The sequence below is a fragment of the Nitrosomonas cryotolerans ATCC 49181 genome (genome assembly GCF_900143275.1).
GTDB lineage: Bacteria > Pseudomonadota > Gammaproteobacteria > Burkholderiales > Nitrosomonadaceae > Nitrosomonas > Nitrosomonas cryotolerans.
In genome coordinates, this window is sequence record NZ_FSRO01000001.1 from 706,575 (window position 1) to 720,391 (window position 13,817).

14 protein-coding genes and 1 tRNA gene are annotated in these 13,817 nt (G+C 42.0%); all 15 read left to right on the forward strand.

The genetic code is table 11. The features are described from left to right. The first annotated feature begins 11 nt into the window (after positions 1 to 11). The 15 genes from secG to BUQ89_RS03170 all read left to right on the forward strand — a co-directional run bounded on the left by secG (position 12) and on the right by BUQ89_RS03170 (position 13,816). Positions 12 to 401, forward strand: coding sequence for a preprotein translocase subunit SecG (gene secG, locus BUQ89_RS03100; protein ID WP_028461069.1), 390 nt, complete (start codon positions 12 to 14; stop codon positions 399 to 401). Between the two features lie 40 nt (positions 402 to 441). Beyond that, a tRNA-Leu gene (locus tag BUQ89_RS03105) sits at positions 442 to 526 on the forward strand. Between the two features lie 92 nt (positions 527 to 618). Continuing rightward, positions 619 to 975, forward strand: coding sequence for an NADH-quinone oxidoreductase subunit A (locus tag BUQ89_RS03110; protein WP_028461068.1), 357 nt, complete (start codon positions 619 to 621; stop codon positions 973 to 975). A 4-nt stretch (positions 976 to 979) separates the two neighbouring features. Beyond that, positions 980 to 1,456, forward strand: coding sequence for a NuoB/complex I 20 kDa subunit family protein (locus tag BUQ89_RS03115; protein WP_028461067.1), 477 nt, complete (start codon positions 980 to 982; stop codon positions 1,454 to 1,456). A gap of 5 nt (positions 1,457 to 1,461) precedes the next feature. Beyond that, positions 1,462 to 2,076 carry an NADH-quinone oxidoreductase subunit C gene (locus tag BUQ89_RS03120; RefSeq protein WP_028461066.1) on the forward strand — a complete coding sequence of 205 codons (615 nt, stop codon included), beginning with the start codon at positions 1,462 to 1,464 and terminating at the stop codon, positions 2,074 to 2,076. A 56-nt stretch (positions 2,077 to 2,132) separates the two neighbouring features. Then, positions 2,133 to 3,386, forward strand: coding sequence for an NADH-quinone oxidoreductase subunit D (locus BUQ89_RS03125; protein WP_028461065.1), 1,254 nt, complete (start codon positions 2,133 to 2,135; stop codon positions 3,384 to 3,386). A gap of 5 nt (positions 3,387 to 3,391) precedes the next feature. Next, positions 3,392 to 3,868 (forward strand): NADH-quinone oxidoreductase subunit NuoE, encoded by a 477-nt coding sequence (nuoE, locus tag BUQ89_RS03130; protein WP_028461064.1) that lies wholly within the window; start codon positions 3,392 to 3,394, stop codon positions 3,866 to 3,868. Further along, complete coding sequence (nuoF, locus tag BUQ89_RS03135) at positions 3,865 to 5,142, forward strand: NADH-quinone oxidoreductase subunit NuoF (RefSeq protein ID WP_028461063.1); 1,278 nt, start codon at positions 3,865 to 3,867, stop codon at positions 5,140 to 5,142. The genes nuoE and nuoF overlap by 4 nt, the downstream gene beginning before the upstream one ends. A 63-nt stretch (positions 5,143 to 5,205) precedes the next feature. Beyond that, positions 5,206 to 7,608, forward strand: coding sequence for an NADH-quinone oxidoreductase subunit NuoG (gene nuoG / locus BUQ89_RS03140; protein ID WP_028461062.1), 2,403 nt, complete (start codon positions 5,206 to 5,208; stop codon positions 7,606 to 7,608). A gap of 21 nt (positions 7,609 to 7,629) precedes the next feature. Next, positions 7,630 to 8,727: an NADH-quinone oxidoreductase subunit NuoH gene (nuoH, locus tag BUQ89_RS03145; protein ID WP_028461061.1), complete on the forward strand. Its 1,098-nt coding sequence runs from the start codon at positions 7,630 to 7,632 to the stop codon at positions 8,725 to 8,727. A gap of 17 nt (positions 8,728 to 8,744) precedes the next feature. Further along, positions 8,745 to 9,233: an NADH-quinone oxidoreductase subunit NuoI gene (gene nuoI / locus BUQ89_RS03150; RefSeq protein ID WP_028461060.1), complete on the forward strand. Its 489-nt coding sequence runs from the start codon at positions 8,745 to 8,747 to the stop codon at positions 9,231 to 9,233. Between the two features lie 19 nt (positions 9,234 to 9,252). Then, positions 9,253 to 9,858: an NADH-quinone oxidoreductase subunit J gene (locus BUQ89_RS03155; protein ID WP_028461059.1), complete on the forward strand. Its 606-nt coding sequence runs from the start codon at positions 9,253 to 9,255 to the stop codon at positions 9,856 to 9,858. Positions 9,859 to 9,921: 63 nt separating this feature from the next. Further along, on the forward strand, positions 9,922 to 10,227 hold the full coding sequence (nuoK, locus tag BUQ89_RS03160) for an NADH-quinone oxidoreductase subunit NuoK (RefSeq protein ID WP_028461058.1): 306 nt from the start codon (positions 9,922 to 9,924) through the stop codon (positions 10,225 to 10,227). A gap of 62 nt (positions 10,228 to 10,289) precedes the next feature. After that, the gene (gene nuoL / locus BUQ89_RS03165) at positions 10,290 to 12,236 is read left to right on the forward strand and encodes an NADH-quinone oxidoreductase subunit L (RefSeq protein ID WP_028461057.1); all 1,947 of its coding nucleotides are present in this window, start codon (positions 10,290 to 10,292) and stop codon (positions 12,234 to 12,236) included. A gap of 95 nt (positions 12,237 to 12,331) precedes the next feature. Then, positions 12,332 to 13,816, forward strand: coding sequence for an NADH-quinone oxidoreductase subunit M (locus BUQ89_RS03170; protein WP_028461056.1), 1,485 nt, complete (start codon positions 12,332 to 12,334; stop codon positions 13,814 to 13,816). Position 13,817 lies beyond the last annotated feature (1 nt).

Below are 13,817 nucleotides of genomic sequence, written 5' to 3' on the forward strand. Positions count from 1 at the left end.
GAGTAAGCACGTTGGAAACCTTGATCTGGTCTGCGCATGTATTAACAGCTATTATTGTAATTGTATTGGTATTATTGCAACATGGAAAAGGCGCCGATATGGGGGCTGCGTTTGGTAGTGGGTCGTCCGGAAGTTTGTTTGGTGCGAGTGGCTCTGCTACTTTCTTAAGTCGCGCCACGGCCGTGATTGCTGCTATTTTTTTTGCGACAAGCTTGGGGCTTACCTATTTATCGAGTAATAGAGTTGAGGATAAAGGTGTGATGAGCAGCGTTATGGATGAGATAAATGAATCTAATAATTCATCCGTTGCGATAGACGCTGAATCCATCCAAGAAAATAAGGAAATATCGGAAACGACTGGGTTGAACGATTCCTCTAGGGCAGGGCAAATTCCGGAATAATAGATAATATCTGCTAGATTTAGTTGTGTATTGTTTGACTGCCGACGTGGTGGAATTGGTAGACACGCCGTCTTGAGGGGGCGGTGGCGAAAGCTGTGCGAGTTCGAGTCTCGCCGTCGGCACCATGTCTACTAGCTTATACTTATTATAATTAATATTGATGAGCATATAACCGAGATTAATGGTGTTTTTATCTTCTAAATAAATTATTTGAATGATGCTTGAAAATTATTTTCCAATTCTTTTATTTCTTTTGGTCGGCTTGGCTGTAGGTGTTGTGCCGATGCTGCTTGGATGGCTGTTAGCGCCTAATCGTCCGGATAGCGAAAAATTATCACCATATGAATGTGGTTTTGAAGCATTCGAAGATGCGCGTATGAAATTTGATGTACGCTATTATCTGGTTGCTATTTTATTTATTTTGTTTGATTTGGAGATTGCGTTTTTATTTCCATGGGCAATCGTGCTTAACGAGATTGGATTGTTTGGCTTTATTGCGATGATGGTTTTTCTCGGTATTCTGGTAGTAGGTTTTATCTACGAATGGATGAGAGGAGCCTTGGAGTGGGATTGATACTATGAGCATTGAAGGCACCCTGGAAAAGGGATTCGTTACAACAAGTTTGGATTCGATTATTAATTGGGGCAGAACCGGGTCGATGTGGCCAATGACATTTGGTTTAGCTTGTTGTGCAGTTGAAATGATGCAGACGGGCGCGTCACGTTATGATCTGGATCGCTTTGGTATTGTTTTTCGCCCAAGTCCGAGACAGTCTGATGTAATGATTGTGGCAGGCACGTTGTGTAATAAAATGGCGCCTGCCTTACGCAAGGTCTATGATCAAATGGCAGAACCTCGGTGGGTTATCTCGATGGGCTCTTGTGCAAATGGTGGCGGATATTATCATTACTCTTATTCGGTAGTGCGCGGATGTGATCGTATCGTACCAGTTGATATCTATGTACCGGGATGTCCTCCAACAGCGGAGGCATTGTTATACGGCATTATTCAATTGCAAAATAAAATAAACCGTACTAATACTATTGCGCGCTGATACGAATGTCTAATACACGTCTAGAAACTCTTTCTTCATGTTTAAAGAATATACTGGCAGATAAACTGATCAGTATAAATAAACAATTTGATGAATTGACTATTATAGTTTGCCCTGCAGATATCACTGATGTATGTCGGATGCTACGCGATAGTCCTGAGTTAGATTTTGATATGTTGATTGACTTATGTGGAGTGGACTATGCTACTTATCATAGTAAGCCTGAGTCAGGAGATCAGCAAGGTGGACGTTTCGCTGTGGTCTACCATCTACTTTCAATAAAGCATAATTGTAGATTGCGTATCAAAGTATTTGCTGAGAGCGATGAATTTCCAGTAGTAGATTCAGTGATTGATATCTGGCCCGCTGTCAATTGGTTTGAACGTGAGGCGTTTGATTTATTTGGCATCGTTTTTGTTGGTCATCCAGATTTGCGTCGTATTCTCACAGACTATGGCTTTATCGGGAACCCGTTTCGTAAGGATTTTCCACTCAGCGGAAATGTGGAAATGCGCTATGATGATGAGCAAAAAAGAGTTATTTATCAACCGGTGAGTATAGAGCCACGCATTATTACACCACATGTAATTCGCGAGGAGCATTATGGAGAGAGCAATTAATTGCTCGACTCCAGAAGCATCGATTTTATTTTTAGACAGAATTTTTGAAGCAGAGTATGGCTGAGATACGTAATTACACCATGAATTTTGGACCTCAACACCCGGCAGCTCACGGTGTGTTGCGTTTGGTATTGGAGTTAGACGGTGAGGTCATCCGACGTGCTGATCCGCATATTGGATTATTGCATCGTGCCACAGAGAAATTAGCAGAAAACAAAACTTACATTCAATCTGTTCCATATATGGATCGGTTAGATTATGTTTCGATGATGGTTAATGAGCACGCCTATGTCATGGCCATTGAAAAATTATTGAAACTTGAGGTTCCACTGCGTGCGCAATATATCCGTGTGATGTTTGATGAAATTACACGTATTCTTAATCATTTATTATGGTTAGGCGCACATGCGCTGGATGTTGGTGCAATGACGGTATTCCTTTACGCTTTCCGTGAGCGAGAGGATCTTATGGATTGTTATGAAGCGGTATCGGGTGCCAGGATGCATGCTGCCTATTATCGACCTGGCGGAGTATATCGAGATTTGCCAGATGCTATGCCGCAGTACCAGTCATCTAAGATTCATAACGAGAAGACAACACGCGCACGCAATGAAAATCGGCAAGGCACATTATTGGATTTTATCGACGATTTTACCAACCGATTTCCTAAATTTGTCGATGAATATGAAACACTGCTTACCGATAACCGTATTTGGAAGCAACGCTTGGTAGATATTGGCATTGTTTCGCCTGAACGTGCAAAAGCACTTGGTTTTACAGGCCCTATGCTGCGTGGTTCCGGTGTGGAATGGGATTTGCGAAGAAAGCAGCCTTATGAAGTTTATGACCGCATAGATTTTGATATTCCTGTAGGCGTCAATGGCGACTGCTATGATCGCTATCTTGTTCGTATGGAGGAGTTTCGTGAATCAAATCGTATCATTAAGCAATGTGTTGAGTGGTTAAGAAAAAATCCGGGTCCGGTAATCACTGATAATCATAAGGTTGCACCTCCTTCTCGCATTGATATGAAACAGAACATGGAAGAAATGATTCATCATTTCAAATTGTTTACAGAAGGTTTTCATGTGCCAGCCGGGGAAGCATATGCGGCAGTAGAGCATCCTAAAGGAGAGTTTGGAATTTATTTGGTGTCTAATGGCGCTAATATGCCCTACCGTTTAAAAATACGTGCACCGGGGTTTCCTCATTTAGCCGCATTAGACGAGATGTCGCGTGGTCATATGATTGCTGATGTTGTTGCAATTATTGGTACACAAGATATTGTATTTGGTGAGATAGATAGATAATTAAGATGCTAAGCATTGAATCCCTTAAAAAAATAGATCGAGAAATTGCCAAGTATCCTGTCGATCAGAAGCAGTCAGCTGTCATGTCAGCGCTTGCTATCGCTCAGGATGAAAAAGGCTGGTTAGCAAATGAAACAATGGATTTTGTCGCCGATTATTTAGATATGCCGCCAATTGCGGTATATGAAGTCGCGACATTCTATAATATGTATAATTTGGAACCAACGGGCCAATACAAAATAACAGTCTGTACCAATTTACCTTGTGCTTTGTCCGGTGGTAATGATGCGGCTGCGTATTTAAAGGAAAGATTAGGCATCGGATTTAATCAAACCACGGTCGATGGTAAATTTACGCTAAGGGAAGGTGAGTGCATGGGTGCATGTGGTGATGCGCCGGTATTATTGGTTAACAATAAACGTATGTGCAGTTTTATGTCCAACGAGATGGTTGACAAATTGTTGGAGGAGTTAAGCAAATGAAATCATTTCCGCAGATTTTGCTGGCCGGCGTTGATCCATCTGATCCTGATAACTGGCGTTTAAAAAACTATGAAAAACGTGAAGGATATCTTGCACTTAAAACTATTCTGAGAGAAAAGACTTCTCCTGATGAAGTGCTGGAAGAAGTAAAGAAATCTGCATTGCGTGGACGTGGTGGGGCAGGATTTCCGACTGGATTGAAATGGAGTTTCATGCCGAAGCAATATGAAGGCGAGAAATATATCGTTTGCAATTCGGATGAAGGTGAGCCAGGTACATTTAAGGATCGAGATATTATGCAGCATAATCCACATATCCTGATCGAGGGTATGCTGATAGCTGCTTACACTATGGGTGTTAAGACCGGATATAACTATATCCATGGTGAGATTTGGAAAACTTATGAACGTATGGAAGAGGCTGTTGAAGAAGCGCGTGCTGCGGGATACCTTGGTGATCATATTCTAGGATCCTCTTTTAGTTTCCAATTACACAATCATCATGGCTATGGTGCGTATATTTGTGGTGAAGAGACGGCTTTGCTGGAATCTATTGAGGGTAAAAAGGGTCAGCCACGTTTTAAGCCACCCTTTCCGGCTAATTATGGCCTATATGGGAAACCCACCACAATTAACAATACAGAGACTTTCGCGTCGGTACCATGGATTCTCCGTAATGGGGGTGAGCAATATCTCCAGATTGGCAAGCCGAATAATGGTGGTACCAAGATTTTCTCAGTATCAGGCCATGTCAATAATCCCGGGAATTTTGAGATCCCATTGGGAACGCCTTTTGCTGAATTGTTAGAAATGGCGGGTGGTATGCGTGGCGGAAAAAAATTAAAAGGATGCATCCCTGGAGGATCATCAATGCCTGTGCTGCCTGGAGATGTCATGATGAAGACCGATATGGATTATGATTCTATTGCAAAAGCGGGCTCCATGCTTGGATCAGGTGCTGTAATTATTATGGATGAAACAACTTGTATGGTAAAAGCGCTGGAGCGATTATCATATTTCTATTATGAAGAATCCTGCGGTCAATGTACGCCGTGCCGCGAAGGCACGGGTTGGCTTTACCGTATTATTAATCGTATCGAAAATGGCAAAGGACGAGAAGAGGATCTGGATCTTTTGGATAACATTGCAGACAATATCCAGGGACGGACGATCTGTGCATTGGGTGATGCAGCGGCAATGCCAGTGCGTGCAATGATTCAACATTTTCGCGACGAGTTTGCATATCATATAGAACATAAAAAATGTATGGTGTAGCCTCTTCCCGCGTGTACAACGTGTCAATCTGACTATTCCTGATTAAACTAAGAATATTAGCTGATGATCAATATTGAAATCGACGGTAAGCCGGTATCTGTGCCCAAAGGCGGCACCATCATGGATGGTGCTAAGCAACTGGGTGTATATATTCCCCATTTTTGTTACCACAAGAAATTATCTATTGCGGCAAATTGTCGTATGTGTCTGGTTCAGGTAGAAAAAGCACCTAAGCCGTTACCTGCCTGCGCGACGCCTGTTATGGATGGAATGAAGGTATTTACACATACGGAACAAGCAGTGACGGCACAAAAGGGTGTGATGGAGTTTTTGTTAATTAATCACCCGTTAGATTGTCCGATCTGTGATCAGGGTGGTGAATGTCAGTTGCAGGATTTGGCAGTAGGGTATGGCGCAAGCGGATCGCGTTATGCTGAAGCTAAACGTGTAGTGGCGAACAAAAATCTGGGATCACTAATTTCTACGGATATGACTCGTTGTATTCACTGTACGAGGTGTGTGCGCTTTGGTCAGGAAATAGCTGGGATTATGGAGCTAGGAATGGCGGGGCGAGGAGAACATGTAGAGATTCTCTCATTTGTTGGAAAAACAGTTGATTCGGAATTATCCGGTAATATGATCGACCTCTGTCCTGTTGGAGCATTGGTCAGTAAACCATTCCGATATTCTGCGCGTACTTGGGAATTGTCACGCAGAAAATCCATTAGTCCACATTGTGGTCTTGGCTCTAACCTGATAGTACAGGTAAAACAGAATCGGGTAATGCGTGTTTTGCCGAGAGAGAATGAAGAGGTTAATGAATGCTGGCTATCAGATAAAGATCGTTTTTCTTATGAGGGGTTGAACTCAGACGATAGGCTGACTAAGCCAATGATAAAGCGTAATGGAGAATGGATTGAGTGTAACTGGCAAGATGCATTGGCTTTTTTAGTTACTGGCCTTAAAAAAGTAAAAGAAAAAAACGGTGATAAGAGTATTGGCGCATTAGCCTCTCCGCATAGCACATTAGAGGAACTTTATTTATTACAGAAACTAATGCGATCGATGGGCAGTGAAAATATTGATCATCGTTTGCGTCAATCGGATTTTCGTGCGGATAGCCAATTGCAAGGCGTGCCCTGGCTAGGTGTTCGTCTTGCGCAAGTTTCAAATTTGAAATCGGTATTGGTGATTGGCAGTACATTACGAAAGGATCACCCACTTATAGCGCAACGTTTACGTCAAGCAGTTAAAAAGGGGATGCAACTGAATCTTGTTAACCCAGTAGATGATGATTTGTTAACGAAAGTAGCTAATCAAATCGTTGTTGCGCCTAATGCGATAGTGAGATCGCTAGCAGAGATTTTGAAGGCAGCGATAGAGGTTAAAGGAGTAGAATGCGCTGTTGAATTGAAGCAGATGCTTAGTATTACAGGCAGTTCTGATACTGCACATGCTATTGCTTCGAGCCTGGCCAATAATAATCCTGCTGCAATTTTTCTCGGTAATATTGCGCAGCATCATCCACAATATTCAGATATCCATTTGTTGGCTAATACGATTGCACAGGTAACAGGCGCTAGTTTTGGTTTTCTGGGAGAAGCTGCAAATAGTGTGGGAGCATATATTGCTGGTGCGGTTCCAACAGGTAGCGTAATAGATAAAACTCACCCCGTTGAATTGGCAGGTCTCAATGCAGCACAGATGCTGATCTCTGGTTCCGATTCTTCTAAGGGATCGTGTCAGGCATTTATATTTATGAATGTAGAGCCGGAATTTGATACCTATAATCCACAACAAACATTGAGAACATTGAGATCCGCGGAATTTGTTGTTTCTCTGAGTTCTTATAAAGGCAATGCTTTGCAGTATGCCGATGTATTATTACCAATAGCACCTTTTACCGAAACTTCGGGGACCTTTATAAGCACGGAGGGCCGTATTCAAAGCTTTAATGGTGTGGTATCCCCTCTAGGAGATACCCGTCCCGCATGGAAGGTGTTGCGTGTTATGGGTAATTTATTTGATTTTGATGGTTTTGATTATGAAACCTCGGAACAAGTATATGCAGATATTTTTTCCAATGGAACGGCTACTGTTGATGCATATTTGAATAATAATCTGGGAAGTCTTGATATCGCGCTAAATGAGGTCGAGGAAGATAGTATTCAGCGTATTGGAGAGGTGCCCATCTATCAAGCTGATCCAATTGTACGGCGTGCTGAATCTCTTCAACTGACAAGCGATGCCGCAGAACCACTTGCCTGGATGTCATCTGATCTGCTGACAAAACTGAATATCTGCGCGGGCGATTATGTGAAGATAAAACAAGGTGACGGTGAAGCGCAGCTGAGAGTGGCCTGTGATAATCACCTGCCTGATAATTGTGTACGTGTGGCAGCGGCACATCCGAATACTGCAACCTTAGGTGCAATGTTTGGAGAAGTTTTGGTAGAAAAACTGTAACGGTAAGAATTGGGGTTTTTGATGGAATCTATACAACAAGTATTTGAGCAGTTATTTGGAGCCGAGTGGGGCCCAATGTTGTTTCTGTTGACAAAGAATATGACCTTTATTCTTGCCATTGTCGTTCCATTATTGCTGGGCGTTGCCTATCTTACCTTCGCGGAGCGTAAGATTATCGCTTATATGCAGATACGTGTCGGGCCCAATCGTGTAACTTTTTTTGGTATTCCATGGTTACGTGGCTGGGGGCAACCCATCGCTGATGCAGTTAAGGCAATGATGAAAGAAATTGTAATCCCGACTGGGGCTAATAAATTTTTATTTATCCTTGCACCGGTGCTAACCATAACACCTGCACTCGCAGCATGGGCGGTTATTCCCTTTTCTCCAGAGATGGTGTTAGCTGATATTAATGCTGGTCTGCTTTATATTCTGGCAATGACGTCGATGGGAATTTATGGTGTTATTATCGCAGGTTGGGCATCAAACTCTAAATATGCTTTTCTGGGTGCCATGCGTTCTGCTGCACAAGTCGTATCATATGAACTTGCAATGGGCTTTGCGCTTGTATGTGTCTTGATGATGTCGGAGAGTTTGAATTTAGGCGATATTGTTAATAGTCAACAGGGTGGTAGTTTTCTTAACTGGTATTTGATACCGCTATTTCCGATGTTTTTAGTTTATTTTATTTCGGGTGTGGCGGAAACGAATCGTGCTCCGTTTGATGTTGCCGAGGGAGAATCTGAAATCGTTGCAGGATTTCATGTTGATTATTCGGGTATGGCCTTTACTGTGTTTTTCCTGGCGGAATATGCCAACATGATTCTTGTGGCTACATTAACGAGTATCATGTTTTTAGGAGGCTGGTTACCCCCTATCAATATTGAACCATTGACTGCTATTCCTGGTATTGTCTGGTTGCTATTAAAAATAGCATTTATGTTGTTCTTTTTCCTGTGGTTTCGTGCGACATTCCCACGTTATCGCTATGATCAGATTATGAGACTGGGTTGGAAGATATTTATTCCGATTACGTTAATATGGATTGTTTTGTTGGGTACGATAATGCAATTGCCCGTATCAATACGGAATATGTTCCCGCTTAATCTCTGGTTCTAAAAAGTGGAGAAAACGCTATGAATCGTATCAAGAAATTTTTTAGTACATTTTTGTTATTCGAAATGCTCAAAGGCATGATGGTAACCGGGCGATATTTGTTCAAACCTAAGATAACAGTACATTTTCCTGAAGAAAAAACACCACAATCTCCTCGTTTCCGTGGTCTTCATGCTTTACGTCGTTATCCGAATGGAGAAGAACGTTGTATTGCCTGTAAATTGTGTGAAGCAGTGTGTCCTGCGATGGCCATCACAATTGAATCTGAGCAGCGTGAGGATAGTACACGTCGTACGACACGTTATGATATTGATCTATATAAATGTATATTCTGTGGATTCTGTGAAGAAGCATGCCCCGTAGATGCGATTGTTGAAACGCGCGTATTGGAGTATCACGGTGAAAAACGTGGAGACTTGGTCTATACCAAAGAGATGTTACTGGCTGTCGGAGATCGATATGAGGAGCAGATTGCGAAAGACAGAGAAGCCGATGCACGCTATCGATGAATTTTGTGATTAAAAACAAATGAATTTTCAGGATATATTATTTTATTTTTTTTCGGTCGTTCTGGTTGCTTCTGCACTAGGCGTTATTACTGCTCGTAATCCGGTTTATTCCGCATTATTGTTGGTATTGGCTTTTATTACAGCCGCTGGATTATGGTTGCTTTTAGAAGCGGAATTTCTTGCTATCACCCTGGTATTGGTCTATGTGGGTGCAGTTATGGTGTTGTTTTTATTCGTAGTGATGATGCTGGATATTAATCTTGACCAATTGCGAGAGGGATTCTGGAAATGGTTTCCATTTGGGGCACTCATTGGATTGGTAATGGTTGTAGAGATGGTCATGGTTGTCATGGGCAAACAATTCGGTAGTGAAGAAATGCCCGGACCGCCACCACACGCTGCTGACTATAGTAATACTAAAGAACTGGGAAGATTGATTTACACTGAGTATGTTTATGTATTTGAATTGGCTGCAGTTCTATTATTAGTGGCAATGGTTGCTGCGATTGCGCTAACTCTGCGTCATCGTTCGGATAAAAAAGTTACAAATCCGGCGAAGCAAGTAGCAGTGAAGCGTGCAGATCGGATACGGTTAGTCTCAATGCCATCTGAGAAAAAGGAATGAGGCTGTTGCTGGAATGAAGCTGGTAACCATTTTTATATTGTTTCAAAAAAGAGGTAGTTAACCTTGGTATCGTTATCCCATTACTTAGTACTCGGTGCGATTTTGTTCTCCATCGGTATTGTTGGTATTTTTCTGAATAGAAAGAACCTGATTATCATACTGATGGCGATTGAGCTGATGCTGTTAGCAGTGAATATGAATTTTGTTGCGTTCTCTCATTATATGCAGGATATATCTGGTCAGATTTTTGTATTTTTTATCCTGACAGTCGCTGCAGCAGAATCCGCAATAGGTTTGGCAATACTAGTAGTGCTGTTTCGTAATCTACATACCATTAATGTTGAGAATTTGAATAAACTTAATGGATAATTTGCTGATTTATTGACATAAAATAGAATAGCGCATAACTGACATATAATTTCATAACCGAGATGCAAAAAATTTATTTACTGGTGCCTTTTGCACCGCTGGTGGGCGCGTTGATTGCTGGATTGATTGGTCGTTTTATTGGGCCCGTCTGGAGTCACCGTATCACGATTTCGATGGTATCCATATCTCTGATTGCGTCTATCGTGATTTTCATGGACGTACTAGAAGGAAATATATATAACGGCAGTGTTTATACATGGCTGATTACTGGCGATACACGTTTCGAAATTGGCTTTTTGATTGATCAACTCTCGGCTACGATGATGGTGGTTGTCAGTTTGGTTTCATTAATGGTGCATATCTATACTATTGGATATATGCGCGATGATCCCGGTTATCAAAGGTTTTTTAGCTATATTTCGCTGTTCACCTTCTCGATGATGATGTTGGTGATGTCAAATAATTTTTTGCAATTATTTTTTGGGTGGGAAGCCGTTGGATTAGTTTCATATTTATTAATTGGGTTCTGGTATACGCGCCCCACAGCAATATATGCCAACATGAAAGCGTTCCTGGTTAATCGAGTTGGCGATTTCGGCTTTCTACTGGGTATTGCAATGGTGCTGGTCTATTTTGGGACACTTGATTATGCGACCGTCTTTACTCAGGCTCCCCAGATTGCTGATCAATCAGTCGAAATAATTTCTGGTTCACCTTGGCTATTGATCACGGTAATATGTGTTTTACTGTTTATTGGCGCGATGGGAAAATCCGCTCAATTTCCATTGCATGTCTGGCTGCCAGACTCCATGGAAGGTCCAACACCGATCTCAGCATTAATCCATGCCGCAACTATGGTGACCGCCGGCATCTTTATGGTCGCGCGTATGTCACCGCTATATGAATTATCTGATACTGCGCTTTCTATTATTTTAGTGATAGGTGGGATTACAACCCTGTTTATGGCGTTAGTGGCCGTAGTGCAAACTGATATTAAACGTGTTGTTGCTTATTCTACTTTGTCACAATTAGGCTATATGACTGTTGCGCTAGGGGCTTCGGCTTATTCGGCGGCAATATTTCATTTGATGACACATGCTTTTTTCAAGGCTGTTTTATTCCTGGGTGCGGGGTCTGTCATTATTGCGATGCATCACGAACAAAATATGCTTAAAATGGGGGGGTTGAGGAAATATATGCCGATTACTTATTGGACCATGTTCATAGCGGCATTAGCGAGTGCTGGTGTTCCTGGGTTTTCTGGCTTTTTCTCTAAAGACACTATTATTGAAGCAGTACATTTCGTCAATATTCCTGGCGCTGAATTTGCATATTTTTGTGTCCTAACGACCGTATTTGTTACTGCACTTTATACGTTCCGATTACTGTTCATGACTTTTCATGGTCAGCCAAGAATGGATGCTCATACCAAAGAACACTTGCATGAATCTCCTTGGGTCGTGACTCTGCCATTGATCGTTCTCGCTATTCCAACTGTTGCTGCAGGTTGGTTTGTGGGGCCAATTGTCTTTGGCAACTATTTTCAGGATGTGATCTATGTACTTCCAGAGCATGATGCCATTGAGAGACTCAGTGCTGAGTTTATTGGTATTAGTGGAATGATGACACATGCGCTCTCAACAGTACCGTTCTGGCTATCCGTCGGAGGTATTTTTACCGCCTGGCTTTTATATATAGTGCGAACAGATATTCCGGAAAAAATTAAGACGTTATGTGGGCCGCTGTATACCTTACTTGACCGCAAATATTATATTGATGAGTTTTATTCATGGTTATTTGCTGGTGGTATGCGTGCTCTTGGGAATGGATTATGGAAATATGGCGATGTAAAAATAATTGATGGCTTCTTTGTTAATGGCGCAGCGCGAGTGGTTGCTTGGACTGCTGTATTGATACGTCGCTTTCAATCTGGATATATCTATCACTACGCATTTACTATGATTGTCGGAGCTTTTGTTCTGATGACTCTGTGGCTTTACCAATTCTGATAGACAAGTAAAAAGATATCACCGTACCTCTGAAGCGGTATCTGTGAACCTTATGCTAAAAGCTAATACGCACTAACCAATAGAACGGAATAAACATGGTGTTTGGTTTTCCATTATTAAGTTTAATCATCTGGCTGCCAATTTTTATTGGTATCGCCGTATTTGCGACCGGCAATGATCGCAACGCTCAGGTAGCTCGCTGGATTGCGTTGGCTGGATCATTACTGGGATTTTTGGTGGCAATTCCATTATATGTATGGTTTGATCCAACGAGTAGCTCAATGCAATTTGTTGAGAATCAGGTGTGGGTTGAACGATTTAACATTTATTATCATCTTGGTGTTGATGGAATTTCAATGCCATTGATTTTATTAAATTGTTTCATTACACCCTTAGTGGTGATAGCTGGATGGAAAGTGATTCGCGAACGGGTATCGCAATATATGGGCGCGTTCTTAATCATGTCCGGGATTGTCAATGGGGTATTTGCATCGCTTGATGCAATTTTATTTTATGTATTCTGGGAAGCATCTTTAATACCCATGTTCTTGATCATTGGAATATGGGGCGGCCCGAATCGTGTGTATGCGGCCATTAAGTTTTTTCTTTATACTCTGCTGGGTTCTTTATTGATGTTGGTTGCATTTATATATCTATATCAAATATCCGGCGGTAGCTTTTTGATACAGGATTATCATAAGCTGTCAATTCCGTTGACACCGCAAATATTGATTTTTATCGCATTTCTGTTGGCATTTGCAGTAAAAGTACCGATGTGGCCAGTGCATACATGGCTGCCTGATGCACACGTGGAAGCGCCTACTGGTGGTTCAGTGGTATTGGCGGCAATATTGCTTAAATTAGGTGGATATGGTTTTTTACGCTTCTCTTTGCCCATAGTCCCTGATGCAAGTCACTATCTTGCAGATATGATGGTTGTGCTGTCATTAGTTGCCGTTGTGTATATCGGATTAATTGCATTGATGCAAGCGGACATGAAAAAGCTTATTGCTTATTCTTCTGTGGCGCATATGGGGTTTGTAACACTCGGTTTTTTCTTGTTCAATGCCTACGGTATCGAAGGCGCAATGGTTCAGATGATTTCGCACGGATTTATTTCTGGAGCAATGTTTCTATGTGTTGGTGTTCTTTACGATAGGCTGCATTCGAGGCAAATTTCTGATTACGGAGGCGTAGTTAACAAGATGCCGATGTTTGCTGCATTCTTTATGTTATTCGCGATGGCTAATGCAGGTTTACCTGGCACCAGCGGTTTTGTGGGTGAGTTCATGGTGATTATGGCTTCGGCTAAAGTTAACTTCTGGTATGCATTCCTGGCGGCTACAACACTGATAACTGGTGCCGCTTATACATTATGGATGTATAAGCGGGTGATATTTGGTGCGGTGGCAACTCCAGCGGTAGAAGGTATGAAGGATATATCCGGCCGTGAATTCGCAGTATTGGCAGTATTGGCTATTGCAGTATTGTGGATAGGTATTTATCCCTTTCCATTAACTGAAGTCATGCATGCAACAGTCGATCATTTACTGGAACACGTGAGCCACAGCAAGCTTTGAA

Coding starts and splice junctions, on each gene's coding strand:
- BUQ89_RS03110 (WP_028461068.1), top strand. CDS start 619: ATGCTTGAAAATTATTTTCCAATTCTTTTATTTCTTTTGGTCGGCTTG.
- BUQ89_RS03115 (WP_028461067.1), top strand. CDS start 980: ATGAGCATTGAAGGCACCCTGGAAAAGGGATTCGTTACAACAAGTTTG.
- BUQ89_RS03120 (WP_028461066.1), top strand. CDS start 1,462: ATGTCTAATACACGTCTAGAAACTCTTTCTTCATGTTTAAAGAATATA.
- BUQ89_RS03125 (WP_028461065.1), top strand. CDS start 2,133: ATGGCTGAGATACGTAATTACACCATGAATTTTGGACCTCAACACCCG.
- nuoE (WP_028461064.1), top strand. CDS start 3,392: ATGCTAAGCATTGAATCCCTTAAAAAAATAGATCGAGAAATTGCCAAG.
- nuoF (WP_028461063.1), top strand. CDS start 3,865: ATGAAATCATTTCCGCAGATTTTGCTGGCCGGCGTTGATCCATCTGAT.
- nuoG (WP_028461062.1), top strand. CDS start 5,206: ATGATCAATATTGAAATCGACGGTAAGCCGGTATCTGTGCCCAAAGGC.
- nuoH (WP_028461061.1), top strand. CDS start 7,630: ATGGAATCTATACAACAAGTATTTGAGCAGTTATTTGGAGCCGAGTGG.
- nuoI (WP_028461060.1), top strand. CDS start 8,745: ATGAATCGTATCAAGAAATTTTTTAGTACATTTTTGTTATTCGAAATG.
- BUQ89_RS03155 (WP_028461059.1), top strand. CDS start 9,253: ATGAATTTTCAGGATATATTATTTTATTTTTTTTCGGTCGTTCTGGTT.
- nuoL (WP_028461057.1), top strand. CDS start 10,290: ATGCAAAAAATTTATTTACTGGTGCCTTTTGCACCGCTGGTGGGCGCG.
- BUQ89_RS03170 (WP_028461056.1), top strand. CDS start 12,332: ATGGTGTTTGGTTTTCCATTATTAAGTTTAATCATCTGGCTGCCAATT.